Source organism: Aeromonas sp. (assembly GCF_051657805.1).
Lineage (GTDB): Bacteria > Pseudomonadota > Gammaproteobacteria > Enterobacterales > Aeromonadaceae > Aeromonas.
Map to the genome: position 1 here is coordinate 161,615 of NZ_JBOFLJ010000024.1, position 26,954 is coordinate 188,568.

Genomic DNA, 26,954 nt, shown 5'->3' on the forward strand with positions numbered 1-26,954 from the left:
GGGGTCAAAAACGACATAAAAAAGAGGAGCCACCAGGGCTCCTCTTTCACATGGGTTGACGCCAGAAAGGGTCAGACGCCGGCCTTGGCCAAGGCGGCGGAGACGATCAGCTGAGCCTCCTGCTGGATCAGGTCCAGGTGGGCCTCGCCCTTGAAGCTCTCCATGTAGATCTTGTAGATGGACTCGGTGCCGGAGGGGCGCGCCGCGAACCAGCCGTGCTCGGTCACCACCTTCAATCCGCCGATGGCGGCGTCGTTGCCAGGGGCCTTGGTCAGCTTGGCGAGTATGGGATCCCCCGCCAGGGTGGAGGCTTCCACCAGCGCCGGATCCAGCTTGGAGAGCACGGCTTTTTGTGCACCGTTGGCAGGGGCATCGATGCGGCGATAGCTGGAGCGGCCGAACTTGGCTTCCAGGGCATCGTAGTGGGCCTGGGGATCCTTGCCGGTGACGGCCAAGATCTCGGCGGCCAGCAGGGCCAGGATGAAACCATCCTTGTCGGTGGTCCAGACGGTGCCGTCCTTGCGCAGGAAGGAGGCGCCCGCGCTCTCCTCGCCGCCGAAGCCGAACTCGCCGCTGTAGAGGCCGTCCACGAACCACTTGAAGCCGACCGGCACCTCTTTCAGGGTGCGGCCGATCTCGCCGGCGACCCGGTCGATCATGGAAGAGGAGACGAGCGTCTTGCCGACGGCCGCCTCTTTTGCCCAACCGGTTCTGTGGGTGAACAGGTACTGGATGGCCACCGCCAGGTAGTGGTTAGGGTTCATCAGGCCGGCCTTGGTGACGATGCCGTGACGGTCGTAGTCAGGATCGTTGCCAAGGGCGATGTCGAACTTGTCTTTGAGCGCGATCAGGCCCGCCATGGCGAAGGGGCTGGAGCAGTCCATCCGGATCTTGCCGTCCTTGTCCAGGGTCATAAAGGAGAAGGTCGGATCGACGCGGTAGTTGACCACCTCGATGTCGAGATCGTAGCGCTTGGCGATGACGTCCCAGTAGGCGACGCCGGAGCCACCCAGGGGGTCAACCCCTATCTTGATGCCAGCGCGCTTGATGGCCGCCAGATCCAGCACGTTCTCCAGGTCGTCCACATAGGGGGTGACGTAATCGTGCTCGACCACCAGAGCGCTCTTGAGCGCCTCGGCAAAGCGCATCCGCTTCACGCCGGCGAGGTTCGCTTCCAGGATCGCATTGGCGCGGTCTTCCACCCACTTGGTGATCTCACCCTCGGCGGGGCCACCGTGGGGCGGGTTGTACTTGAAGCCGCCGTCCTCCGGTGGGTTGTGGGACGGGGTGATCACCACGCCGTCCGCCAGGGCCGCCGGCTTGCCAGCGTTGTGGCGCAAGATGGCGTGGGAGATGACCGGGGTCGGCGTGAAGCCGAGGCCGGCCTGGATGCGGGTCTCGACCCCATTGGCCGCCAGCACTTCCACCGCGCTGGCAAAGGCAGACTCGGACAGAGCGTGGGTGTCCATGCCGACGAACAGGGGCCCTGTGATGCCGGCCTGCTGACGATACTCCACCAGGGCCTGGGTCACCGCCAGGATGTGAGATTCGTTGAAGGCGCTGTGCAGGGCGCTGCCGCGATGGCCGGAGGTGCCGAAGGCCACTCGCTGCTCGGGGCGGCTCATGTCCGGTTTGTTCAGGTAGTAGGCGCTGACCAGACGGGGGATGTTGGTCAGATCGCAAAGACGAGCCGGCTTGCCGGCGTGAGGATGCTGTGCCATGGCGTTTTCCTTGCTTGATGGCGGCCTTGCCTGGCAAGGCCTTGAGTCAGTGAACCGTTAAACCGCTGCGCACACCCGAGCAGTCAAATCCTCGTCATAACCCATGCTGTTCATCAGCTGGGCCACCATGTTCTGTTTGCGGCTGGTGTTGGTATTGGTGATCACCCAGAACGGGGTATCCGGCACCTGCTTGGGCTTGGTGGTGCTGCCACTGGCCCGCAGCGCCTCCGGATCCCGGGAGAAATAGACACGCTTGCGCCCCTTGATCTCGGTGGCCTGGGTAAAGCCCTCCGGGTTATCCCGATAGAGGGTACTCAGCACCAGCATGAAGCGGTTGATGGACTTCTCTTCCTGCTGCAAGGTCCCGGCATCGAGCAGGGCCTGCAGCCCTTGCGCATCAGCCACCGGCTGGGGCTGAGCCTGGACTGGCGCCACGGCCTTGGCGACCGGCGTACGCTGACCGGGTTGCTCCAGCAGGCGACGCAGAATATCGGACGCACTCTCGCCGATATGCCGGGTCTGGCTCGCGATAAAGAAGTAGAGATCGTCATCAAGCTCGATGGTTTTCATAGGGATGCGCTGGGCTCGTCGAAGTTCGGATGCGGCGATTATACATAGGCAAACCCGGCAGCCCAAGCAAGGGGCGGACAGATGTGCATGAATCTCATGGAGAATACGGCATAATGCGCAACCAGATGTGTGATCCCCCGCACTGATAGCCGATCCCGGGGTGACTTTTTGAAAAAAAACCACAAAAAAATCCCGACGAGAGAGTGAAATCCTTTTCTTTCAATGCATTAAAAATCTGGCGACAGCGCCATCGACCGATAGGGTGTCATTTTGCAACAGAATCCGTATTTGAACTTCAAGGAGCAGGGCCAGGGTGCCCCCGTCGTGCTGATCCACGGCCTGTTCGGCAGTCTGGACAACCTAGGCCTGCTGGCCCGCCCCTTGAGCGAGCAGTTTCGCGTCATCAGCATCGATCTGCGCAACCATGGCGCCTCCTTTCACTCGGGGGAGATGAGCTACCCCCAGCAGGCCGCCGACGTGCTCGCCCTGCTGGACCACCTGGGTCTGGCGCGGGTGGCTATCGTGGGTCACTCCATGGGGGGCAAGGTCGCCATGCAGCTGGCCAAGCAGGCCCCCGAGCGGGTCAGCAAGCTGGTGGTGGCCGACATAGCCCCAGTCGCCTATCCCCATGCCCGTCACAAGAATGTGTTCGCCGGCCTCAACGCCACCCTCGCCAATCCGCCCCAGAGCCGCAGCGAGGCCGAGGCTACCTTGGCCCGGCACATCGAGATCCCGGGGGTGCGTCAGTTCCTGCTCAAATCCTTTGCCAAGAATGACGCTGGCTGGGGATGGCGCTTCAACGTGCCGGCGCTCGAGCACAACTACGCCAACATCATGGGCTGGCCCGACAGCGGGACCCGCTTCGAGGGGCCGACCCTCTTCATCAAGGGGGGGGATTCTGACTATGTGCTGCCCGAATACACCCAGACAGTGATGGCGCAATTCCCGGCCGCCAAGGCCCGCGTCATCGCCGGCACCGGCCATTGGCTGCACGCCGAAAAACCGGTTTTGTTCAATAAATTGGTTGTGGATTTCCTGTCGACAGGCGGTTAACAGTTTCAAATCCTTTGTGATATAGTGCGCCCGTCATAAGGAGTGTGCGCAATCCATGCTGAGTGAACATATCGATCTGATCGAGAGTCTGGGCCTGAAGCTATTCTTCGTGGCCATCTTCCTGCTGATTGGTCTGGCCATTCAAGACGTGCTCAAACGCGGCAACGTGCCCCGTTTCGGCCGTTTCGTCGTCTGGCTGGTTCTGTTTCTGGGTTGCGCGGGTTTTGTCGCCAAGGGGCTGATCGAAATGGGCTGGGAAGGCTCAGGGATCGGCTAACTACTTTTCATCTGTGATGTATGGCCAAACAGCAAACTGATCGAACAACACTGGATCTGTTCGCCAATGAGAAGCGCCCCGGCAGGCCAAAGACCAATCCACTCCCCCGTGAGACCCAGCTCAAGATCAACAAGCGCAACCAGCTCAAGCGCGATCGGGAGAACGGTCTGAAACGGGTTGAGTTAAAGGTGGAGGCCGAGTTGCTGGAGCGCCTGAACCAACTTGCGCTGCAACAGAACGTCAGCCGAGCCGAGCTGATCCAATCTATCCTGAAGCAACAGATTGAGTCTGCTTTTGCAGCAGGCGTCGCAATCTGAACCGTTAAGCATCAACACCAAATACGGGTAACTAAACACTATGGCTAGTGTAGGTCTGTTTTTCGGCAGCGATACCGGTAATACCGAAGCTGTCGCCAAGATGATCCAGAAAGAACTGGGCAAACAACTGATTGAAGTCCGTGACATTGCCAAGAGCAGCAAGGCCGACATCGACAGCTTCGATCTGCTGATGTTCGGTATCCCGACTTGGTACTACGGCGAAGCCCAGGCCGACTGGGATGACTTCTTCCCCGAACTGGAAGAGATCGATTTCACCAACAAGCTGGTAGCCATCTTCGGCTGCGGCGATCAGGAAGACTATGCCGAGTACTTCCTCGACGCCATGGGCACCCTGCGTGACATCGTCGAAGCCAAGGGCGCCATCGTCATCGGCAACTGGCCGACCGCGAGCTACGAATTTGAAGCCTCCAAGGCCCTGGTGGACGACAAGCACTTCGTCGGCCTGGGCATCGACGAGGATCGCCAACCCGAGCTGACCGCCGAGCGCGTCAAGGGCTGGTGCAAGCAACTGCACGACGAGCTGAATCTGGGCGAACTGGCCTGATCCACCTCCTCTCGCAACAAGGGCCCCGCTGGGGCCCTTGTTGTTTTTGTGGCAGTCACCGTTAACCCTGGCCGGTCGTCCTGTGCTCCGGCTTGGATCTCACATAGAGGGTACGCTTGACCTGGGCCACCAGCTCCCCCCCCTTGTCCAGCACCTGCACCTCGAACTCGGGAAAGTGCTTGTCCCCCCGCTCGGTGGCCGCGACGATGGAGGCCAGCTTGGCGTCGGTCAGGTTGAACTCCGCCACCAGCATCCCCTTGCCCGGCTTGATATAATTGATGCTGCCTGCCTTGTCCCAGACGTAATAACGGTTCTTGAAGTGCCCCATCAGCATCAACGGATAGATGGGATCCGTCATGGCGAACATGCTGCCACCGAACTGGGTCCGGTTTGCGTTCTTGTTCCACCAGCGGGACTTGAGGGTGACCCGGCAGAAACGAAAGTCATCGCTCAGGGTCTCTATCTTGATGCCCGCGCCCCAGAAGGGGGGCCAGGCGTTGAGGGCGCGGCGCACCCAGGCCGCATTGTCAAAAAGCCAATCCATGGATCTCATCCGACCAGATTATGAAGAAGTTACATCTTATCAACATTCCCTTCATGAGCAAGCCTGGCCACCACAGGCACAATTTGTCCCACGAGGGCATTAACCCACAAAAGCCCTTGAATCGCTGGGTTTATTTTCCACATGGCTACGACCTATAATGACAGGCCAAGCGAGTTCGTGGTTGCCATTCCCTCGGCAGTCAATCAGAATAACCACACCTTCGAGAATGCGAATAAATAGAACATGGCTGACAACAACCAAGCATTGAAAAAGGCCGGGCTCAAGATCACCTTGCCCCGCGTCAAAATCCTGGAAATCCTGCAACAGCCGGACTGCCAGCACACCAGTGCGGAAGATCTGTACAAACGGCTGATCGATCAGGGTGAAGAGATTGGTCTCGCCACCGTCTATCGCGTCCTCAACCAGTTTGATGATGCCGGTATCGTCACCCGCCACCACTTCGAAGGGGGCAAGTCGGTGTTCGAGCTGGCGACCCAGGAGCACCACGACCACCTGGTCTGCCTCGACTGCGGCAAGGTGATCGAATTCTCCGACGAGGTCATCGAGCAGCGTCAACGGGACATCGCCAAGGCCCACAACATCCGCCTGACCAACCACAGCCTCTATCTGTACGGTCACTGCGCCTCCGGTGAGTGCAAGCACGAGGAGTAACTCCTGCTGCCACTGCCCATAAAAAAAGCCAGCATCACGCTGGCTTTTTTTGTATCCGTTATCCGCTAAACAAGGCAGGGTCTCCCCTGCCCTAAATCTGGCTATCAGCCTTCGGCCTTGCCCCAGACGTCCCGCAGGGCCACGGTGCGGTTGAACACCAGGTGCTCCGGGCTGGAGAGCTTGTTGTCGGCGCAGAAGTAGCCTTCGCGCTCGAACTGGTAGGCAAACTCCGGCTTGGCATCTTTCAGGGAGGCCTCGACACGGGCACCCTCGATGATGACCAGAGAGTCCGGGTTCAGGGCCGCCTCGAAGTCATCCTCGGCACCCGGGTTCGGCATCTTGAACAGGCGATCGTAGAGACGGATCTCCGCCGGCAGGGAGTGAGTGGCGCTGACCCAGTGGATCACCCCCTTCACCTTGCGGCCATCGGCCGGATCCTTGCCCAGAGTCTCGGGATCGTAGGAGCAGTAGACGCAGGTCACCTTGCCATCCGCATCCTTCTCGACCCGCTCGGCCTTGATGACATAGGCGTTGCGCAGACGCACTTCCTTACCCAGCACCAGACGCTTGAACTGCTTGTTGGCTTCCTCTTTGAAGTCCGCCTCGTCGATGAAGATCTCGCGGCTGAAGGTCAGTTCGCGGCTGCCCATCTCGGCCTTGCTCGGATGCGCCGGTGCACTCAGCACCTCGTCGGCAGGCAGGTTCTCGATCACCACCTTCAGGGGGTGCAGCACGGCCATCGCGCGCGGGGCATTCTCGTTGAGATCCTCGCGGATGCAGGCTTCCAGCATGCTCATCTCGACGATGTTGTCCTGCTTGGTCACGCCGATGCGCTTGCAGAACTCGCGGATGGAGGCCGGGGTGTAGCCACGGCGACGCAGGCCGGAGACGGTCAACATGCGCGGATCGTCCCAACCGCTCACGTGCCCCTCGGTCACCAGCAGGTTCAGCTTGCGCTTGGACATGACGGTGTATTCGAGGTTCAGACGGGAGAACTCGTACTGACGGGGGTGGCAGTCGATGCTGATGTTGTCCAGCACCCAGTCATACAGGCGGCGGTTGTCCTGGAACTCCAGGGTGCACAGGGAGTGGGTGATCCCCTCCAGGGCGTCCGAGATGCAGTGGGTGAAGTCATACATGGGGTAGATGCACCACTTGTCACCGGTCTGGTGATGGTGGGCAAACTTGATGCGATAGATGACAGGGTCGCGCATCACGATGAAGGGGGATGCCATGTCGATCTTGGCGCGCAGGCAGGCGCTGCCCTCGGCCATCTCGCCGTTCTTCATCTTGGCAAACAGGGCCAGGTTCTCTTCGACGCTGCGATCGCGGAACGGGCTGTTCTTGCCCGGGCTGGTCAGGGTGCCACGGTATTCGCGCATCTGCTCGGGGGTGAGCTCGTCCACATAGGCCAGACCCTTCTCGATCAGCTCTACGGCATAGCCGTGCAGCTTGTCGAAATAGTCGGAGGAGTAGCAGATCTCGCCATTCCACTGGAAGCCGAGCCACTGCACGTCCTGCTTGATGGACTCCACGAACTCGATGTCTTCCTTCGCCGGGTTGGTGTCATCGAAGCGCAGGTTGCACTGGCCCTGGTAGTCGCGGGCGATGCCGAAGTTCAGGCAGATGGACTTGGCGTGGCCGATGTGCAGATAGCCGTTCGGCTCGGGTGGAAAACGGGTATGCACGCTCTTGTGCTTACCGCTAGCCAGATCCTCATCGATGATCTGACGGATAAAGTTGGTTGGGCTGCTCGCCTCGCTCATGAATTCACCTCGAAAGTCTCAGCTCATGGGGCAACCGCGCGCCCCCGCTTAGAAACCGACAATGATCCACTATTCACCCATGAGGCTCAACAGGAATTTGCCGCCGCGCCCTGTATGACATCACACCGAGCCCCGTTCATATCTGGGGGATGCCTGCTCCCCGAGTTCAGAGCCCCTCAGCAAGGCCTCAATCGTGACCCACAAAAGCGATTATCGGATCAGAATGACAGGTGGGGCGAGTCACCCGAGCACAAATGGGTGTCTTATGAGGACAAATAAAACGCCATTGATTGCTAACATTTCACTATTAAATTCCAACATGGCGAAACTAACTGCCAACAATCAGTGCATCGCGCCGCCAAACCGGATCGAGTTGGCATAAATAAAAACCCGACATTTTCCAAATCGCATCACCCTAGTATCTTATTTATAACATTGTCATTTTCTGCTGTGACATCAGGGAAGATGGTCGACAGCCCTGTCCCTTTCCCCCTTGCCACCCGCCTCCCTCACACAGGTAGCCGAACCATGTCCTATCCCTTATCAAGACGTGAATTCATCAAGCAGTGCGTCATCGCCGGCATCGCCGTCTACAGCGCCCCCCTCCTCGCTAACCTCTCCCTGTCCGGCATGGAGGACGAGGTCTTCGATCCCGCCTTGCTCGGCCAGTGGAAACAGGGGGGCAAGGTCAAGTTTCGCAGCGATGGCCTGGCCAAGGTGACCGGCCAGAAGATCTACAGCCGGGACTATCGCGCCCAGGACCTGGCTGGCTGGCCGTCCCAGCAGCAACATGCGCTGCTGATCCGGCTCGACAAGGCGGATCGCCGCTATCTGGGTCTGGATCTCTCCGTGCTGACCGCCAATGCCCAGCCCAGCCGGGTGCTCACCGCAGCCGATCTGCTGCGCGACGGCGTCGAGCTGCCCGCCTTCTATGGCATCAACATGCTGGTGAACGAAGGCGCCACCCCGGACTATCTGGGCCAGGCCGCCGCTATGCTCCTCTTCCCGGACTTCGCCACCTTCAATCGGGCCAAGCAAACCTTGCAATTCAATGACAAGGTGGTGCGCTACGGCGACCCGGCGCCATTGGTCGCAACTTCCCGCGATCCCTGGGCCTGCTGGCGCATCATCCGGATCGAGGGCAAGCTTGGCATGGCCGATCAATACAGCGCCTTGAAAAACGGCCTCTTCTTCCCGGCCATCGTCGATCACCAGCCGGTATGGCCGACCCCCAAGGCCGATGGCGATGCGGGTGAACAGGGCATGTATCAGGCCGAGCTGGTACACGAGGAACTTAAAGCCGAAGACGCCCTGGTGCTGGATCGCACCTATCAGACCCAGTTCATCGAACCCATGATGATGGAGCCGGAAAACTTCAACGGCTGGTTCGATACCAAGGCGCGCACCATGCACCTGGTGGTGAGCACCCAGTCCCCTCACGACTTCTACTACGAAGCCGCCGAGATGCTGGCCAAGGGGCCGCTGGCTGGCAAGGTCGACAAGCTGGTGGTGCACTCCCCCTTCATCGGCGGTGGCTTCGGAGCCAAGGATCACACCATATTCCCCTTCTACGGCCTGCTCGCCGCCATCTATGGCAACGGCCCGGTGCGCCTGGCCAACGACCGTTTCGAGCAGTTCCAGGGTGGCCTCAAGCGTCATCCGTTCAACATGAAAAACAAGCTGGTGCTCGACAGGCAGAGCGGCCAGTTCCGCGCCCTCATCTCCTCCATGACGGTGGATGGCGGCGGTCGCTTGAACTTCACCGGTTCAGTCGCCAGCGTGGGCGCCAGCGCCATCCAGGGCGTCTACTACCTGCCCAAGAACGACATCACGGCGGTCGCCCTGCCGTCCGAGAACCCGGATTGCGGCTCGATGCGAGGCTACGGCTCCCTGCAGACCATGGCGGCCATGGAGATGATGGTCAACGAGGCCGCCGCGCTGCTCAAAATGGATCCGCTGGAGCTGAGGCGCCGCAACCTGATCAAGCCGGGTCAGCCCAATACCCAGGGCGCCATCCCCGAGGGCAACAACCGTTACCCCGAGATCCTGGCGATGGCCGGGCAGCACGAGGCCTGGGCCCAGCGTGAGAGCAGGAAGCAGGCTTATGAGGCCCAGCACCCCGATCGCCTGCACGGCACAGGGTTCAGCATCACCACCAAGGACTACGGCACGGGTGCCGTGGCACCCTCGGCCTGTGTCGAGCTGACCAGCAAGGGGGAGATACTGCTGAAGATCAGCGGCATGGAGATGGGCACCGGGATCCAGACCTCTCAGGCCGAGATCGTCAGCCGCTACCTTGGCCAGCCGGCCGACACCATAGATCTCGCCGAAATCGCGCTCTGGGAAAGCTTCAAACTGGAAGAGACGGACAACCCCTACACCATCTCTCAGGAACGCCAGGACGAGATGCAGAAGAACCCGCGCTGGACGCTGGCCATTCCACAGGCCTCCTCGGCCTCCATCTCCTCCTACTTCCAGAGTCACGTCACCGCGACGGCTGCCCGCCTCCTGTTTGAGCAGACACTCTGGCCGGCGGCGACCGCCATCTGGCGCAAGCAGTATTTCGTCGGTCAGGCGAATCTGGATCTGGGCCCTTCCAGCGAGGCGAGCTGGACCCCGGCTGGCCTCACGACCCGTGGCATGCCGCCACTGCCCCTCTCCCTGCTGGCGGCCCATGCCCACGCCAACGGCCTCATCACCGGCGCCATGGTGCACGCCTTCAACCGCTGGGCCTGGGCCGAATGCGACTTCACCATCGAGGGTCAGAGCCTGCGCCTGCCCATAGACGCGCTGGCGCTGCGCTACGGCGAGGGGGCCAGCAGCGAGAAACGGGCCCAGGCCGATGCCAACGGCTATCACCTGCTCGAGCGCACCCAGGCCCATTACCCCAGCACCAGCCTGAACAACGCCATGGTGACCTACTACGCCCCCTGCGCCACCCTGGTCGAGATCGCAGTGGAGAAGGGCTCGGGCAAGGTGCATATCCTCTCTGCGCACAGCTGGCTGGATGCCGGTCGGGTCATCGTCCCCGAACTGGTGGAAGGCCAGATCCAGGGAGGCCTCGCCATGGGGGTCGGCCACGCCCTGTATGAATACTTGCCACCAGGCCAAGAGGGGCCGGGCAACGGCACCTGGAACCTGAACCGCTATCAGGTGCCGCTCGCGCATCAGCTGCCGGTCTGGAACCTGACCCACACCCTGCTGGAGCCCCTCTCCCCCACCGACGCCACCAAGGGCATAGGCGAGGTGGTGATGATCCCCGTCGTCGCCGCCCTGGTCGAAGCCATCTATCAGGCGACCGGTACCCGCTTCTATCATCTTCCCGTCACTGCAACCGACATTCAGAAGGCCATCCAATGATCACCGTAAACATGACCATCAACGACCGTCTCATCGGCCCGATCGACGTGGATGACAACACCATGATGATCGACTTCCTGCACGAGTATGTGAACCTGACCGGTACCAAGTTCGGCTGCGGCGTCGGTGTCTGCCACGCCTGCACCATAGTTGTCGACGGGGCGGACGGCACCAGCGAGAGCGTGCGCACCTGCATCAACGGGGTGGGTCGCTTCAACGGCCAGCGCATACGCACGGTGGAAGGCCACGCCAAGCGCAACAACCTCGGCAAGGTGATCGCCCTGAGCCCGGTGCAGAAGACCTTCCTCGATCACTTCTCCTTCCAGTGCGGCTGGTGCACCTCGGGTTTCGTCAACGAGACGACAGTCCTGCTCGAACGCCTGCGCAAACAGCCGGTGGCCATGGTCGATCTCGAGTCCACCATAGAGGGGGCACTCAAGGATCACGTCTGCCGCTGCACCGGTTACAAGAAGTATTACGAGGGGGTCAAGGCCATGCTGATCGCGGAGGGGGTAGTACGCACATGATGCTATCCAGACTCACATTCGCACTGCTGCTGGGCGCAGGCACTGTGCACGGGGCCGATGCCCAGGATCCCCTGGTGGCACAGGGGGCCTACCTCTCCAGGGTCGGTGACTGCGCCGCCTGCCACACCGCAGAAGGTGGCCAGAAGTACGCTGGGGGGCTCGGCTTCGAGACCCCCTTTGGCGTCGTCTACTCCACCAACATCAGCTCGGACAAGACCCAGGGGATCGGCCAGTACAGCTATGAGCAGTTTCGCGAGGTGATGCACAACGGCGACGCCCCCAGTGGACGTCTCTATCCCGCCATGCCCTACACCTCCTATCATCTGGTCACGGATGAGGACATGAAGGCGCTCTACGCCTACTTCATGCAGACCAGGCCAGCCGCCACCCCGAACCGCGACAACGACGTCTCCTTCCCCTTCAACATACGTACCGGTCTGATGGCCTGGAACCTGGTGGCCCACGACGACAGCCCCTTCCAGCCGGATCCGGCCAAGAGCAACAACTGGAATCGCGGCCGCTATCTGGTGGATGGGCTGGGCCACTGTGGCGAGTGCCACACGCCGCGGAACGTGTTCATGGCGATGGATGAAACCAACTACCTCAAGGGCAACATGATCGAGGGGGTGATGGCGCCGGAGATCACCGCCACCGAGCTCAGGCGCCAGGGCTGGACCCACGACTCCCTGACCAAGCTGCTGCGCAAGGGTTACTCGGTCAAGGGGGGCGTCTTCGCCGGCATGTATCCCGTGGTCGAGAAGAGCTTCGCCTATCTGACCGACGAGGACATGCACGCCGTCACCAGCTACCTGCTGGGTAGCGACATCCCGCTGCCGGTGCCAGAACCCAAGCCGGTCCGGCTTGATAGCGCGCACCCCGGCTATGCGCTCTACAACAGCTACTGCGCCGGTTGCCATGGCCAGGAGGGTCAGGGCAAGCCGAACGTGACGCCGTCCATGTACACCAACGCCACCCTGGATCAGAAGACGCCGACCAACACCCTGGCGGTGCTGCTGCGCGGGATCCCGGCCCAGAGCTACAGCCAGACCGAGCGTTTCGCCCCCATGCCGAGCTACGCCAAGGAGCTCAACGAACAGCAACTGGCGGATCTCGTGAACTTCCTGCGCCAGACCTGGGCCCACCAGCCCTCGACCCTGACGGCCGACGACATCAAGGCGCTCAGGCAGGAGATTGTCGGGGGGCACGATGAGTAGCGCCCAGCTGGAGGTGCTGCGCCAGAGCCTCGCCTGGCTCGCTCAGGGCCGGAGCATCTGGCTGTGCAGCATAGTCGACACCTATGGCTCGGCCCCCCGTCCCAAGGGGGCCCTGTTCGCCACCGACGGCGCGAGCCGCAGCGGCTCCATCTCGGGCGGCTGCATCGAGGATGCCTTCGTCGCCATGTTGGCCAGGGGGGGGCATGACTCGCCCTTGAGCCTGCTGGACTATGGCGCCCATCTCGCCCCCGACGGCAGTGCGTTCGAGCTGCCGTGCGGTGGTCGCATCCGGCTGCTGGTGGAGCGCCTCGCAGGCGACGAGGCCATGGCGGATCTGGATGAGTGGCTGACCCGGCTGCAAGGGGGTCTCCCCTTCGTGCGGGAGGTGCTGCTTGAGCAAGGGGTTCGCCGCTATCTCGCAGGCGAGCACCAGGACCAGTGCGAGCAGGACGAGCCCGGTAAGGTGCGGCTCGCCTACGCCCAGCGCTGGTGCCTGCTGCTGCTCGGCATCAGCCAGGTGAGCGAGCAAGTGGCGCGACTCGGCCAGGCCGCCGGTTTCGAGGTGCGGCTGTGCGATACCCGTGAGCCCTACCGCGCCGACTGGCACTGGGGGCCTGAGCAGGGTGGCATCGACGTGGAATGGTGCGATCCCGAGCGCTTCGTCGAGCGCCATGCCACGGCCCAAAGCGCCGTGCTCGCGCTGGCGCACGATCCCAGGATCGACGACGCCGGCCTGATGGCGGGGCTCGAGTCCAAGGCCTTCTATCTCGGCGCCATGGGTTCAATCCGTACCAGTGCACGCCGGCTGGAGCGGTTGCAACGGGTTTGCGAGGCAAGCGAGAGCCAGCTTGCACGGATCCACGCGCCGATCGGGCTGCCCATCGGCAGCAAGACCCCTATCGAGATCGCCATCGCCGTGCTAGCGGAGCTGATCGCCGTGCGCCAGGGCATCACCTTGGCGCGCACCGCCCATGGGGCCTGAACCAACCCTGCATGAACTCATATTGAGGAGCCCCCCAGATGCCGTTTGAACGGGTTGCCCTGCTGCTGGCCGCGGGCTTCTCCCGCCGCTATGGCAGCGACAAGCGCCTCGCCGGCTCACCGCCGCTGATCCTGCGCACCCTCTCGACCCTGCTTCCTACTCATGACCGTGTGCTGGTGGTGCTGCGCCGCGACGACGAGGCGCTGCGCCACCTGCTGGCGGATTCCGGGGCCGAGCTCACCCAGGTGCCCCTCGACGGGGGCCTGGGGGACAGTCTGGCCCACGGCGTGCGGACCCTGCTGAGCCAAGGCAGCTCCATTCACAGCCTGACCATAGCCCTGGCCGACATGCCCCACCTCTCGTCTGCCAGCCTGCAGGCGCTCCGGGCCGCTCAGTCGGGCCGGGAGATAGTGCGCCCCCTCTACCTGGGGCAACCCGGCCATCCCGTCAGCTTCCCCGCCGACCTGCTGCCCGAGCTCGCCAGCCTCAGCGGTGAACAGGGGGCGCAGCGCATAGTGGCCCATCACCAGGCGCGCCTGCGCTGCCTGCCACTCGATGATCCCGGCTGTGTGCAAGACATCGACTGGCCAAACGACCCCCTCTGATCGGAGACCCCTCCCTATCTGGCAGTGTTTGTCTCTGTCATCGGCCAACGCCAACGCCATTCTCACCGAAAGATTGCCGTTCGGCAGATAAAAAAATCCCCGCACTAGGCGGGGTCACAAGTGATGAAAAACAGACAATACACACACAACAAAGGTTCACACGCACAGTCAACCTTTCCCAAGTCCGATGGCCATCGGGCTTGGGAAAGGTGGGTCTTGCGACCCACCCTGTGCCAATCTATCGGCCTATCAGTTCAGCTCGGTGACGCGGCTGGTGCGCTTGCCATCGAAGCTGGTGGTACGCAGGTAGACCTTGCCCGTCACGCTCGGCTTGGCCGCGGCGTCATAGGCGCTCCAGCTCTTGCCATCCAGGCTGTACTGGATGGGCAGACCCGGCAGATCCACGTTCGCTTCCAGCACGCCGTCGACGATCTTGGCGCCCGGTACGGAGAGGCGATATTCCACCCCGGCCTGATCCAGCTTCGGTAGCTGACGCTGACCCAGCAGGTTAGCGAACTGGTTCCACTCTTTGTTCAGCGTCGCCTTGTTGACGAACTTGGTGGCACCGGAGAACTCACGACCCTTCACGTAGTCGAGCTCGAAACCGCCCTTGTGCCAGGCACGCTCGGCTACGGAGAAGATGCGCGGGTAAACCATGTACTCGTACTGGGCGTCGGTGCGCACCGTCTCGCTCCACAGCTGACCGGAGATCCCCTTGAACTTGACCGGCTCCTGATCACCCTTGGCGACGAAGGCGTTGCCGTCGCGGTCCACCGAGGTCTCGGCGTTCTGCGGCAGGTTCTCCGGCGCGAAGGCGAACACCTTGCGGGTATCGTTGAAGCGGGTGGCCCAGTAGTAGCCACGCTCGGCCGGGTGCACCTCGTTCGGGAAGTCGAAGTAGAGGTAGTCCGGGTTGGAGAGCACCACGTCATAGCCGTTGTGCGCCCACTTCATCGCCTCGTTGAAGCCACCCCAGTAGAGGGTTTCCCAGAAGTTGACCCGGGTCTTGTCGGTGGCGAAGACGCTGGCATCCTTGGCGTATTTGAGGCCATCTTCCCACGCCTGCAGGGTGGAGAAGCCGTGGCCCTTGACCATCTCGCTCACTTCCTTGGCGAAGTAGACGGGCAGCTCGGCCACGTCCTTGATCTTGCCGTCGTCGATCATCTTCTGGCACATGGGGGACTTGCCGAACGGTTTGTCCTGCTTGCTCCAGTCGGTGTTGCCCTTCCAGGCCACCAGCTCTTCCTTCTTGGTGGTGTTGGGATCCTGATAACCACCGCCCAGCATGATGTTCTTCGCCTCGTCACCACCGTAGTGCCAGGCGGTAAGCGACTGACCGGCGGCCTCGTGCATCTTGGCCACTTCGTCCATTACCTTGGCCACGAAGGTAGCGGCGCCCGGCTGGCAGGGGTTGATGAAGGACATCTTGTCGTAGAACTGGACCGAGGTGACGTTGGAGGTGTCCGCCGGATCGGTCAGGCGATACTGGTTCGCCTCCACTTCCTTGCCTTCCGCCATCAAACGCTTGTAACGCGCCTCCATGGAGACCACGGCGGCACGGGCGTGGGCCGGCATGTTGATCTCGGGGATCACGGTCACGCCGCGGGCCTTGGCATAGCGCACCAGGTCGATGTAATCGGCCTTGCTGTAGAAGCCGGTCCCCATGTTGTCGCTGCCAGGGCCAGAACCCAGCTGCGGCAAGATGCACTGGGTCTCGGAGAGATCGTGGCAACGTTCGCTGCCGACCTCGGTCAGCTCCGGCAGGCCCGGGATCTCGATGCGCCAGCCCTCATCGTTGGTCAGACCCAGGTGCAGGGTGTTCAGCTTGGTGGCGGACATCTGGTCGATCAGCTTGCGCAGGGTTTCCGGGTTGCGGAAGTGACGGGCCACGTCGGTCTGCATGCCACGGTATTCGAAGCGCGGCGCGTCCTCGACCACCATCTGGCTCACTTTCTTGTCATCCACCCCGAGCAGGGAGATGAGGGACTGGGCCCCCCAGAAGGCACCCTGAATATCGTGGCCCTGAATCACGGCGCCCTTCTGGCCTATGGTCATGTCATAACCTTCAGCCTGCTTGTTCTTGCTGCCGAGCTTGACGGTCACTGGATAGCCGGTGTCGGAGAGGGTAACACCCAGCTTGGTCAGTTGAGCCTTGATGACGTCGGCGCGGTCGGACGGCAAGTCCAGCGCATTGAGCTTGATGGTGGAGAGATCCACCTGGGGGCCAGCCTTGATCACCTGCTTGTGCGGGGTCGGCAGGATGCGATCATCGATCTGCTTGGCGGGCAACAGGGTGCTGGACTGGTTGGCGGCGAAACGGGTCTCGCTGTTCATCAGGATGTTGTTGTCATCCTTGGTACGCTTCCAGCCATCCGCCGGCATCGGCTTCTCGTAGGTGGTGGCATCGTCGATGTTGCTCATGCTGGCGATCACCTTGGGCTCCGCGCCCTCGGCGGTCACGTACCAGCTCGGCATGATGTCGGTTTCAAACAGTACCCAGTACTCCACCACCATGGGCACCTCGACCGTCGCATCCTTGGCAAAGCCCTGGAACTTGTCGGTCGGGGAGAGGCGATAGAGGTCACCGGTCAGATGAGTGATGGTGAACTGGTCGTTGTCGACGCGCTGAATGCGGCGGATGGAGGAGACATAGATGCTCCAGTCCTTGGAGGTCACGTCCGCACCCGTGTTGGTCAGGTGCAGCTTGGCCACCCCGCAGCTCGCCCACTCGGAACCGAGCGCCTGGCAATCCAGTCCGGCGCCGGCACCATCGTTGGTCACCACTTCGTACTTGACGACGAGGTTATTGGCGATGGAATCGACCACGGCTTGCTTGGCGGTATCGGCTGCCTGTACCTGGGCGGTGAAAACGGTAGACATGGCAATGGCTAACAGAGAATGTTTCAAGTTCATAACTGCTGCTCTCGTTTGAAGTAAAGGTTGGATTTTCTTGGCTTTTTTTATATGGGGCCCCAGAGCGGGGCCCTTATTTATGTCAACAATGGACTTAGTCTTGAGGTGAGCTCGTGCTCGATTAACGCAGGGCTTTCATCTCACCGGCGATGATTTCGGCCAAGGGGCCAAGGATCACCTGCAGGTTTTGCTCGCCGAGCTTGACCACACCGGCCGCGCCCAGGGCTTTGAGTTTGCGCTCGTCGACGACGCTGCGATCCTTCAGGGTCAGACGCAGACGGGTGATGCAGGCATCGATGGTGACCAGGTTGTCATGACCACCCAACACTTCCAGATACTGCTTGGCCAGCTCGGTGCGGTCAGTGGTCTGAGCCTGTACCGGTACGGCTTCGTCGTCTTCACGACCCGGGGTCTTCAGGTTGAACTTGACGATCACGGCGCGGAAGATGACGTAGTAGAGACCGAAGAACACCAGGCCTTGTACCAGCAGCATGTACCAGTGGGTCGCCAGCGGGTTGCGCGATTGAATGAACATATCGACAAAACCGGCGCTGAAGCCGAAGCCAGAGATCCAGTGCATGCTGGCGGCGATGAACACGGAGATACCGGTCAGCACAGCGTGGATGACGTAGAGTACCGGTGCCACGAACATGAAGGAGAACTCGAGCGGCTCGGTCACCCCGGTGAAGAAGGCGGCAAAGGCGGCTGCGATCATGATGGATGCAACTTTCTCTTTGTTCTCTTTCTTCGCGGTGTGGTAGATGGCGAGCGCGGCGCCCGGCAGACCGAACATCATGATGGGGAAGAAGCCAGCCTGGTACATACCAGTGACGCCCACCACGGCTTTACCCGCCTCGATGGAGCTCTGACCGCCCAGGAAGTTCGGGATGTCGTTGATGCCGGCCACGTCGAACCAGAACACTGAGTTCAGGGCGTGGTGCAGACCCACAGGGATCAGCAGACGGTTGAAGAAGGCGTAAATACCGGCGCCGCTGGAGCCCATGCTGACGATGGACTCACCGAAGTGCACCAAGCCACCGTAGATGACCGGCCAGACGGCCATCAGGATGAAGGAGACCACGATCATGACCACGGAGGTGACGATCGGCACCAGACGACGGCCGGAGAAGAAGGCCAGCGCTTTGTGCAGCTCGACGCCGCTGAAGCGGTTATACAGCTCGGCGGCGATGACACCGGTCAAGATACCGATGAACTGGTTCTCGATTTTACCGAACGCTGCAGGGACCTGATCCAGAGGGATTTGCTGGATCTGGGATACGGCACCCGGGCTCAGCAGGGTGGTCACCACCAGGTAGCCGACCAGACCGGCCAGCGCGGCGGAACCGTCTTTGTCTTTGGACATGCCGTAGGCAACACCGACAGCGAACAGGATGGCCATCTTGTCGATGATGGCGGCACCCGCCTTGATCAGGAAGGCTGCCAGCGCACTGTCACCGCCCCAGCCGTTCGGATCAATCCAATAGCCAACCCCCATCAGGATCGCTGCGGCAGGCAATACCGCCACCGGCACCATCAGGGCACGGCCGATCTTTTGTAAATAACCGAGAATGTTCACGGTTCCTCTCCTTAGTTGATGTTTTTCTAGAAATTAAGTGCTTATCACGTTCGACGCATAAGCCATCAAGGCTTGATTGGCAGTCTATGGGTTTTATTTCGCTGCGCAAATTAATAAACCAGCATTCGTGATCATTATCACTCAACAGAGATAAAAGTAGTCGATTGATGTGGCTTAGTCCGCAATCTTTATTTACGCTATAAAACAACTTAAAAAAGTGTCTCGTCCTTGCCGTCGATAGACTGCCGCAACCCGTACAGAGGTATAGAAATGCGCCTGATCCCGTTGAAGTCTGCCAGCCAAGTGGGTCTCTGGTCTGCCCGTTACATCGTTGACCGCATCAATGCGTTCAAGCCCACCAGTGACCGCCCCTTCGTACTGGGCCTGCCCACCGGCGGCACCCCGCTCAACACCTACAAGCGTCTGATCGAGCTGTACCAGGCCGGTGAGGTGAGCTTCGAGCACGTGGTCACCTTCAACATGGACGAGTACGTGGGTCTGCCGAAGGAGCACCCAGAGAGCTATCACAGCTTCATGCACAACAACTTCTTCAACCACGTGAACATCCGTCCGGAGAACATCAATATTCTCAACGGCAATGCGCCGGATCTGGTGGCCGAATGCCAGCGCTACGAGGACAAGATCAAGTCCTACGGCAAGATCAACCTGTTCATGGGCGGCGTCGGCAACGACGGCCACATCGCCTTCAACGAGCCGGCTTCCTCCCTGGCCTCCCGTACCCGGGTCAAGACCCTGACCGAAGACACCCGCATCGCCAACTCCCGCTTCTTCGGCGGCGACATGGATCAGGTGCCCAAGCTGGCGCTGACCGTGGGCGTGGGCACCCTGATGGACGCCGAGGAGATCCTGATCCTGGTGATCGGTCACGCCAAGGCCCAGGCCCTGCAGGCCACGGTAGAGGGCAGCGTCAACCACATGTGGACCATCTCCACCCTGCAGCTGCATCCGAAAGGCATCGTCGTGTGTGACGAGCCCTCCACCATGGAGCTGAAGGTGAAGACAGTGCGCTACTTCCAGCAACTGGAAGTCGACAACATCAAGCACCTGTGAGGAGTCCCCATGTACGCACTGACTAATTGCACCATCTATACCGGCAGCTGCGTGCTGACCGGCCATGGCGTCCTGATCGATGGCGACAGCATCGTCGCCATCCTGCGTCAGGACGAACTGCCTGCCGGTGTCAAACAACATGATCTGCACGGCGCCAACCTGAGCGCCGGTTTCATCGACGTCCAGCTCAACGGTTGTGGCGGCGTCATGTTCAACGGCCACATCTCGGTCGAGACCCTGGCCACCATGCAGGCGGCCAACCTCAGGTCCGGTACCACCAGCTTCCTGCCGACCCTGATCACCAGCCCGGACGCGGACATGAAGCAGGCGGTGGCAGTCACTCGCGACTACATGGCCGCCCACCCGAACGAGGTGCTCGGCGTCCATCTGGAAGGTCCCTACACCAACCTCAAGCGCAAGGGTATCCACCCGGCAGAGCAGATCCGCCAGCCCGCCGACGAGATGATCGACTTCTTCTGCGCCAACGGCGATGCCATCGCCAAGATCACCCTGGCGCCGGAGCGCAACAAGCCGGAGCACATCCGCCGCCTGGTGGAGGCCGGCATCCTGGTCTCCGCAGGCCACACCGCCGCCAACTACGAGCAGGCCATGACCGGCTTTGACAGCGGCATCCGCTTCGCGACCCACCTCTACAATGCCATGACCCCGACCGTGAACGGCCGTGAGCCTGGGGTGGTCGGTGCCATCTACGATCGCAAGGATGTCTATGCGGGCATCATCGTCGACGGCCATCACGTGCACTGGGCCAACGTGCGCCTTGCCCACAAGATGCTGGGGGAGAAGCTGGTGCTGGTCACCGACGCGACCGCCGCGGCCGGTGCACCGGAAGGCTTTGAGAAGTTTGATTTTTGTGGGGCAACCGTCTATTTGCGTGATGGTCAGTGCATCGACGAGAATGGTACACTCGGCGGCTCCGCCCTCACCATGATCGAAGGGGTGGAAAATCTGGTCAAACAGGTCGGTTTACCGCTCGATGAAGCACTGAGAATGGCCACCCTTTACCCCGCTCGCGCCATTGGATGGGACTCACGTCTCGGTAGTATCCAGGTCGGAAAAATTGCCAACCTCACCGTCTTTGATCAGGCCTTCGCGGTCTGCGGGACCGTGGTTAACGGACACTACACACAACAGTGACACTATGACTGGCGGACAAATAGCAAACGTAGATCTTATCAAGCAGGTGAACAGTGCCGTCGTCTATCGACTCATTGACCTGCAAGGGCCCATCTCCCGGGTCAAGATTGCCGAATTGAGTCAGCTGGCCCCGGCCAGCGTGACCAAGATAACCCGGCAGCTGATCGAGCATGGGCTGATCAGGGAGACCTCACCGCAAGCCTCCACTGGCGGGCGGCGCGCCATCTCCCTGACCACCATCAAGCATCGCTTTCAGTTTGTCTCCGCCAAACTGGGTCGCGGCTACCTGCAGCTCAGCCTGTACGACCTCGACGGCAAGGAGCTCGATCAGCACATCACCCAGGTGACTGAGATCGAGCAACAACCCGTGGTCGACATGCTGCTGCGGGAGATCGGCGCCTTCATCGACGCCAATACGGATCGCAGCCGCAACCTCATCAGTGTTGCCCTCACCATGCCGGGGCTGGTCAATCCGGAGTCCGGCATGGTCATCTACACCCCGACCTACCAGATCCGCAATCTGGGGCTGGCCAAGCTGCTGGAGCACCACTTCAACCTGCCCTGCTACGTGGGCAACGATACCCGCTCCCTGGCGCTGGCCGAGCACTTCTTCGGCGAATCCCGCGACTGCATGGACTCCATCCTGGTGAGCGTGCACCAGGGGGCGGGCTCGGGCATCATCACCAAGGGCAAGGTGTTCCTCGGTCAGAACCGCAACGTCGGCGAGATAGGCCACATCCAGGTGGAGCCGCTCGGCAAACGCTGCCACTGTGGCAACTTCGGCTGCCTGGAGACCATCGCCTCCAACGAGGCCATCGTCGACAAGGTCAAGGAGCTTATCAGCCGCGGTCACTCCAGCTCGCTGCAGGAGAAGCACATCACCATCCAGGAGGTGTGCAAGGCCGCCGTGGCGGGGGATGAGCTGGCCCGCAGCGTCATCGAGAACGTGGGAGAACATCTGGGCCGGGCCATCGCCATCACGGTCAACCTGTTCAACCCGCAGAAGGTGCTGATCGCCGGGGAAATCACCGCCGCCGAGGAGATCCTGATCCCGGCCATCCGTCGCTGCGTCGAGCATCAGTCCCTGCCGAGCTTCCACCGCGGCCTGCCCATCGTCAAGGCACGCTTCCAGAACCAGCCCACCATAGGGGGCTTCGCCCTGGTCAAGCGCTCCCTGCTGGAGGGTGATCTGCTGCAGATCATCATGGAGCAGAAATAAGGTTAAGGTCTTGCTAGACAAAAACGGCAGCCAGTGGCTGCCGTTTCTTATTGCGCGCTTTTTTGCTGACCTACCCCGCCCGGCAGGGCTTGAACATATCCAGCGCCCCGTCGTAGACCTTGGTCTGCACATCCATGATGCCGAGCATGGAGTGGAACAGGTTGTCGTGGGAGAAGCGCTTGCTGCCCGCCTCCTGGCGCAGGCACTCCTGGTTCAGCTGGCGATCCTGCTGCAACTGGGGAGAGAACCAGGTCAGCAGCGGCACCCGGGTCTGATCGTCCGGCGCGAACTTGTACGGTGTGCCGTGCAGGTAGAGCCCCAGGGCGCCGAGGGATTCGCCGTGATCCGACAGATAGACCAGGCCCACGTTGTACTGGCTCTCCAGGGTCTTGAGCTTGGCAATCAGCTGGGACAGCACCTTGTCGGTGTAGCGGATGGTGTTGTCATAGGTGTTCACCAGCTCCTCGTTGCTGCAGTTCTCGATGTCGCTGCGCGGGCAGTCCGGCAGGAAGAAGCGATCCGCGGCCGGGTAACGGCGATAGTAGGTCGGACCGTGGCTGCCCATCAGGTGGAAGGCCACCAGCTTGTTGCCCCCCTTCATCTCGGCGATCTGCCGATCCAGCCCCTGCAGCAGCACCTCGTCATAGCAGGAGCCCCCCTTGCAAAGACCGGGATATTGCTTGGGCTCTATCTCTATGGTGGGCACGTTCTTGCACACCCCCTTGCAACCACCGTCGTTCTCCTTCCACAGCACGGAGACACCGGCGTGCTGCAACACATCCAGCAGGCCGTCCCGGGACTTGGCCACCGTCTCGTCATATTCGTGGCGGGTCAGGTTGGAGAACATGCAGGGCACGGAGACCGCCGTGGCAGTGCCGCAGGAGCGCACATCCTTGAAGGAGACGATGTTGGATTCCTGCCCGGTAAAGCTGTTGGTCTCTTTCTGATAGCCGTTGAGGGAGTAGTTCTTGCTGCGGGCCGTCTCCCCCACCACCAGGAACATCAGGGTCGGCTTGTCGCGCTTGCCCACTATCTTGGCATCCGTCCCGATCTGCTCGTAGGGGATGGGGGTGGCGAAGACGATGTCCCGGAAGTAGCGATAGACGCCGCGCACATAGTTGGAGGGCACTATCTCCTTGACGATGGTGTGATTGTTGCGACCGACCGAGGCGAAATCCTGGTAATAGAGCGCCGCGACCCCGCCCAGGAACAAGAGCGAGAGGGCGATGGAGCCCAGACGCATGCCGAGCCCCTTGTACCAGAGGCTGGGGTAGTCAATCTTGATCGCCAGCAGGCAGAGCACCGGCAGCACGCCGGTCAGCAGGAACCAGAGCGCCACCGAGCCGTTGAGGTAGGAGGTCGCTTCCCCGCTGTTGGTCTCTATGATGTTCTGCACCATGCCCACATCGAAGATGACGCCGTATTTGAGCATGGCGTAGCTGGCGATGGAGCCGGTCAGGATCATCAGGGTGAAGAAGGGTTTGAGCACATATTTGAAGGTAAACGGCAGGAAGACCGCATTGAGGGCCGCCATCAGCACGAAGGGGATGGAGAGGGCGAAGCCCGTCTTGACGTGCTCCAAAGCGGTGAGGATACGGTAAAAGTGCAGGAAGATGGGCCAGTTGAACACCAGTGCAAACAGCAGCACCAGCAACAGGTTGACCTTCATCACGCCGAGGGTGAAACGCATAGGAATACTCCGACAAGCCATTAGATCTTAGGCCCTCCAGGGGGCATTTTCCCCTGTCTCTCATCCCGAGCAGACAAGGACGGGCACGGCGGCCCGGATACAGGGAGAGACTAGGAAGGCAAACTTAAGCGGGAATTAAGAGTCGGCGTAGCGGATAAAAATGAGTCTTTTTGCATAGTGCAAGGCAAAAAAAACGGCAGCCGATGGCTGCCGTTTTCACGAGACGGGCGGGATCAGAGGGTCGCCGCCACCTCGTCGGAGATGGAACCGTTGTGGTACACCTCCTGCACGTCGTCCAGATCTTCCAGCATGTCGATGAGACGCATCAGCTTGGGGGCGGTCTCCGCGTCCAGCTCCGCCTCGGTGGAGGGGATCATGGTCACCTCGGCGCTCTGGGGCTTGAAGCCTGCGGCTTCCAGACCATCGAGCACGGTACCGAAGTCGTTCGGGCTGGTGTAGACCTCGATGGAGCCATCCTCTTCGGTGACCACGTCATCGGCACCGGCTTCCAGGGCCGCGTCCATCAGGGCGTCTTCATCCACCCCCACGAAGGTCAGCAGGCCTTTCTTGCTGAACAGGTAGGCGACGGAGCCGTCGGTGCCCAGGTTGCCACCGCACTTGCTGAAGGCGTGACGCACCTCGGCCACGGTACGGTTGCGGTTGTCGGTCAGGCACTCCACCATGACGGCGGAGCCCGCCGGGCCGTAGCCTTCGTAGACGATGGTCTCGAGCTGCTCGCCATCACCGCCACCGGCCCCACGGGCGATGGCGCGGTTGATGGTGTCGCGGGTCATGTTGCCGGTCAGGGCGGCGGCCACGGCCGCGCGCAGACGCGGGTTGTTGGCGGGATCCGCATCACCCAGACGGGCTGCGGTGGTGATTTCACGGATCAGCTTGGTGAAGATCTTACCGCGCTTGGCGTCTTGCGCCGCCTTGCGGTGTTTGATGTTGGCCCATTTGCTGTGACCTGCCATAAAAACTCTCCGTTATACTTATAAATCAATCAGATACATGGAATTAATCGGGCCGCTAGTGCGGCCCGAACAAGTTACTCTGCCCCTTCTGCCTTAGCATCTGCCTTGGCGACGGTGGCAATGGCCAGCTCGGTCAGCTGAGCCTGGTTCGCGAAGCTCGGGGCATCGGTCATCAGGCAGGCTGCCGCCGTGGTTTTCGGGAAGGCGATCACATCGCGGATGTTGTCGGTGCCGGTCAGCAGCATGCTCAGACGATCCAGGCCGAAGGCCAGACCGGCATGAGGCGGGGTGCCGTATTTCAGGGCATCCAGCAGGAAGCCGAACTTCAGGCGCTGCTCTTCCGGGGTGATCCCCAGGATGTCGAACACGGTGGACTGCATCTCGCTGTTGTGGATACGCACAGAGCCGCCACCCACTTCGTAGCCGTTGATCACCATGTCGTAGGCGTTTGCATAAGCGCCGACCGGATTCGCCTTCAGCTCGGCAGGGCTCAGCTTGCTCGGCGCGGTGAAGGGGTGGTGCATGGCCGCCAGACCGCCCTCGCCGTCCTCCTCGAACATGGGGAAGTCGATGACCCAGAGCGGCTTCCAGACGTTTTCCACCAGACCCAGATCGCGACCCACCTTCAGACGCAGGGCGCCCATGGCGTCACAGACGACCTTCTTGCTGTCGGCACCGAAGAAGATGATGTCGCCGTCGGCGGCACCGGTACGGGCCAGGATCTCGCGCACGATCGCGTCAGACAGGAACTTGGCCACCGGGGACTGCACGCCCTCGAGGCCGTTGGCCGCCTCGTTGACCTTCATCCAGGCCAGTCCCTTGGCGCCATAGATGCCGACGAATTTGGTGTACTCGTCGATCTGCTTGCGAGAGAGCTCGGCGCCGCCCGGCACCTTCAGGGCCGCCACACGGCCTTTCGGGTCGTTGGCGGGGCCGGCGAACACGGCGAACTCCACCGCGGTCAGCAGATCGGCCACGTCCACCAGCTCCATGGGCAGGCGCAGATCCGGCTTGTCGGAACCGAAGCGACGCATGGCCTCGTCGAAGGTCATCACCGGGAAGTTGCCCAGATCCACGGTCAGCACGTGTTGCCACAGTTGGCGGATCATCTCTTCCATCAGCTCGCGCACTTGCGGCGCGGTCATGAAGGAGGTCTCCACATCGATCTGGGTGAATTCAGGCTGACGGTCGGCGCGCAGGTCTTCGTCGCGGAAGCACTTGACGATCTGGTAGTAGCGATCGAAGCCGGACATCATCAACAGCTGCTTGAACAGCTGCGGGGACTGGGGCAGGGCATAGAACTTGCCCTTGTGCACCCGGCTCGGCACCAGGTAGTCCCGGGCTCCTTCCGGGGTCGCCTTGGTCAGCATGGGGGTCTCGATGTCGAGGAAGCCCTGCTCGTCCATGAAGCGACGGACGAAGGCGCTGGCCTTGGCACGGGTCTTCAGGTACTTGGCCATCTCGGGACGGCGCAGATCCAGATAACGGTACTTGAGGCTCACCTCTTCACTGTTGACCTGGTTGAAGTCGATGGGCAGCGGCTCTGAACGGTTGATGATGGTGAGCTCATGGGCGAACACCTCGATGGCACCGGTGGCCATCTCCTTGTTGCGCTGGGACTCGGGACGAGTGCGCACCACGCCGGTCACCTGGATGCAGAATTCACCGCGCAGTTCGGAGGCCAGGGCGAAGGCATCCGGCTTGTCCGGATCGAAGAACACTTGCACGATCCCTTCCCGGTCACGCATGTCGATAAAGATCAGACCACCGAGATCACGACGACGATGGACCCAACCGCACAATGTAATGGTCTGCCCTGCATGGGCCTCATTGACCTGTCCGCAATAGATAGAGCGCATGGACTTCTTCCTTCGAAATAGTAGAGAGACGGTTTGGGTCGCCGGGCACGACTGGCAAGCACCGTCTGTCTCATAGCTGGCCAGATCTTGGTTCTTACCCGGTTTGAAATCAGTCTCATATCATCCGGCTCCCCCGAGCCGGATAAGTACTGCCGAGGCGGTGCAACCACAGGTCCCGGATAGGGCTCTACGATGGCATCGGCAGCGTCGTGTCTGCTCAATTCGTGGGCGCCATCATGACCTCTCCGGGTACATGAGCGCATGAGTCACAACGAATTGGCAAACAAAAGGGCTGGCATTATAGAGGAAAACCCCCATTTGGGT

At 61.2% G+C, this 26,954-nt stretch carries 22 protein-coding genes; 13 read left to right on the plus strand and 9 right to left on the minus strand.

Annotated features, from left to right (window positions below):
* Positions 1–71: 71 nt before the first annotated feature.
* A complete protein-coding gene (pgm, locus tag ACRCYW_RS09805; protein ID WP_438549931.1) occupies positions 72–1,721 on the minus strand; it encodes a phosphoglucomutase (alpha-D-glucose-1,6-bisphosphate-dependent) in 1,650 nt (549 codons plus the stop codon).
* 57 nt (positions 1,722–1,778) lie between these two features.
* Positions 1,779–2,291, minus strand: a complete 513-nt coding sequence (seqA, locus tag ACRCYW_RS09810) for a replication initiation negative regulator SeqA (protein WP_438549932.1) — start codon at positions 2,289–2,291, stop codon at positions 1,779–1,781.
* Positions 2,292–2,579: 288 nt separating this feature from the next.
* Between seqA and ACRCYW_RS09815 the strand changes: the two genes are divergently transcribed.
* From ACRCYW_RS09815 to fldA, 4 genes are read left to right on the plus strand one after another with little or no spacing between them, the layout of a single operon-like run.
* A complete protein-coding gene (locus ACRCYW_RS09815; protein ID WP_438550484.1) occupies positions 2,580–3,344 on the plus strand; it encodes an alpha/beta fold hydrolase in 765 nt (254 codons plus the stop codon).
* Positions 3,345–3,399: 55 nt separating this feature from the next.
* A complete protein-coding gene (locus ACRCYW_RS09820) occupies positions 3,400–3,621 on the plus strand; it encodes a DUF2788 domain-containing protein (protein ID WP_042077338.1) in 222 nt (73 codons plus the stop codon).
* A gap of 20 nt (positions 3,622–3,641) precedes the next feature.
* The gene (ybfE, locus tag ACRCYW_RS09825; RefSeq protein WP_438549933.1) at positions 3,642–3,938 is read left to right on the plus strand and encodes a LexA regulated protein; all 297 of its coding nucleotides are present in this window, start codon (positions 3,642–3,644) and stop codon (positions 3,936–3,938) included.
* Between the two features lie 40 nt (positions 3,939–3,978).
* The gene (gene fldA / locus ACRCYW_RS09830; RefSeq protein WP_349921596.1) at positions 3,979–4,503 is read left to right on the plus strand and encodes a flavodoxin FldA; all 525 of its coding nucleotides are present in this window, start codon (positions 3,979–3,981) and stop codon (positions 4,501–4,503) included.
* Between the two features lie 61 nt (positions 4,504–4,564).
* Here the strand turns inward: fldA and ACRCYW_RS09835 are convergent, their stop codons facing one another.
* Positions 4,565–5,047 (minus strand): DUF4442 domain-containing protein, encoded by a 483-nt coding sequence (locus ACRCYW_RS09835; protein WP_438549934.1) that lies wholly within the window; start codon positions 5,045–5,047, stop codon positions 4,565–4,567.
* A gap of 243 nt (positions 5,048–5,290) precedes the next feature.
* On the opposite strand from ACRCYW_RS09835, the gene fur reads away from it, so the two are divergent.
* Positions 5,291–5,719 carry a ferric iron uptake transcriptional regulator gene (gene fur, locus ACRCYW_RS09840; protein ID WP_100860447.1) on the plus strand — a complete coding sequence of 143 codons (429 nt, stop codon included), beginning with the start codon at positions 5,291–5,293 and terminating at the stop codon, positions 5,717–5,719.
* A gap of 104 nt (positions 5,720–5,823) precedes the next feature.
* Here fur and glnS read toward each other — a convergent pair whose 3' ends face one another.
* On the minus strand, positions 5,824–7,485 hold the full coding sequence (gene glnS, locus ACRCYW_RS09845; protein WP_438549935.1) for a glutamine--tRNA ligase: 1,662 nt from the start codon (positions 7,483–7,485) through the stop codon (positions 5,824–5,826).
* Positions 7,486–8,013: 528 nt separating this feature from the next.
* Here glnS and ACRCYW_RS09850 point away from each other — a divergent pair.
* Genes ACRCYW_RS09850 through ACRCYW_RS09870 form a run of 5 tightly spaced genes read left to right on the plus strand, consistent with a single transcriptional unit; the run spans position 8,014 to position 14,173 of the window.
* On the plus strand, positions 8,014–10,845 hold the full coding sequence (locus tag ACRCYW_RS09850) for a xanthine dehydrogenase family protein molybdopterin-binding subunit (protein ID WP_438549936.1): 2,832 nt from the start codon (positions 8,014–8,016) through the stop codon (positions 10,843–10,845).
* Positions 10,842–11,372 carry a (2Fe-2S)-binding protein gene (locus ACRCYW_RS09855; protein WP_438549937.1) on the plus strand — a complete coding sequence of 177 codons (531 nt, stop codon included), beginning with the start codon at positions 10,842–10,844 and terminating at the stop codon, positions 11,370–11,372. The genes ACRCYW_RS09850 and ACRCYW_RS09855 overlap by 4 nt, the downstream gene beginning before the upstream one ends.
* Positions 11,369–12,586, plus strand: a complete 1,218-nt coding sequence (locus tag ACRCYW_RS09860; RefSeq protein ID WP_438549938.1) for a c-type cytochrome — start codon at positions 11,369–11,371, stop codon at positions 12,584–12,586. Before ACRCYW_RS09855 ends, ACRCYW_RS09860 begins: the two co-directional genes overlap by 4 nt.
* On the plus strand, positions 12,579–13,568 hold the full coding sequence (locus tag ACRCYW_RS09865) for an XdhC family protein (RefSeq protein WP_438549939.1): 990 nt from the start codon (positions 12,579–12,581) through the stop codon (positions 13,566–13,568). The genes ACRCYW_RS09860 and ACRCYW_RS09865 overlap by 8 nt, the downstream gene beginning before the upstream one ends.
* Before the next feature lie 38 nt (positions 13,569–13,606).
* The gene (locus ACRCYW_RS09870) at positions 13,607–14,173 is read left to right on the plus strand and encodes a nucleotidyltransferase family protein (protein WP_438549940.1); all 567 of its coding nucleotides are present in this window, start codon (positions 13,607–13,609) and stop codon (positions 14,171–14,173) included.
* Between the two features lie 249 nt (positions 14,174–14,422).
* Here ACRCYW_RS09870 and ACRCYW_RS09875 read toward each other — a convergent pair whose 3' ends face one another.
* Positions 14,423–17,086 carry a beta-N-acetylhexosaminidase gene (locus ACRCYW_RS09875; RefSeq protein ID WP_438549941.1) on the minus strand — a complete coding sequence of 888 codons (2,664 nt, stop codon included), beginning with the start codon at positions 17,084–17,086 and terminating at the stop codon, positions 14,423–14,425.
* A gap of 121 nt (positions 17,087–17,207) precedes the next feature.
* Positions 17,208–18,662, minus strand: coding sequence for an N-acetylglucosamine-specific PTS transporter subunit IIBC (gene nagE / locus ACRCYW_RS09880; protein WP_438549942.1), 1,455 nt, complete (start codon positions 18,660–18,662; stop codon positions 17,208–17,210).
* Between the two features lie 270 nt (positions 18,663–18,932).
* Between nagE and nagB the strand changes: the two genes are divergently transcribed.
* The 3 genes from nagB to nagC are packed head-to-tail and all read left to right on the plus strand — an operon-like array spanning position 18,933 to position 22,107.
* On the plus strand, positions 18,933–19,733 hold the full coding sequence (gene nagB / locus ACRCYW_RS09885) for a glucosamine-6-phosphate deaminase (protein ID WP_438549943.1): 801 nt from the start codon (positions 18,933–18,935) through the stop codon (positions 19,731–19,733).
* 9 nt (positions 19,734–19,742) lie between these two features.
* Entirely contained in the window at positions 19,743–20,888 is a 1,146-nt protein-coding gene (gene nagA, locus ACRCYW_RS09890) for an N-acetylglucosamine-6-phosphate deacetylase (protein ID WP_438549944.1), read from the plus strand.
* A gap of 4 nt (positions 20,889–20,892) precedes the next feature.
* Entirely contained in the window at positions 20,893–22,107 is a 1,215-nt protein-coding gene (gene nagC / locus ACRCYW_RS09895; protein WP_438549945.1) for a DNA-binding transcriptional regulator NagC, read from the plus strand.
* 70 nt (positions 22,108–22,177) lie between these two features.
* Here nagC and ACRCYW_RS09900 read toward each other — a convergent pair whose 3' ends face one another.
* The 3 genes from ACRCYW_RS09900 to aspS form a co-directional block, all read right to left on the minus strand.
* Complete coding sequence (locus ACRCYW_RS09900; RefSeq protein WP_438549946.1) at positions 22,178–23,797, minus strand: phosphoethanolamine transferase; 1,620 nt, start codon at positions 23,795–23,797, stop codon at positions 22,178–22,180.
* Positions 23,798–24,030: 233 nt separating this feature from the next.
* Entirely contained in the window at positions 24,031–24,771 is a 741-nt protein-coding gene (locus ACRCYW_RS09905) for a YebC/PmpR family DNA-binding transcriptional regulator (protein ID WP_438549947.1), read from the minus strand.
* 74 nt (positions 24,772–24,845) lie between these two features.
* On the minus strand, positions 24,846–26,630 hold the full coding sequence (gene aspS / locus ACRCYW_RS09910) for an aspartate--tRNA ligase (RefSeq protein WP_438549948.1): 1,785 nt from the start codon (positions 26,628–26,630) through the stop codon (positions 24,846–24,848).
* Positions 26,631–26,954 lie beyond the last annotated feature (324 nt).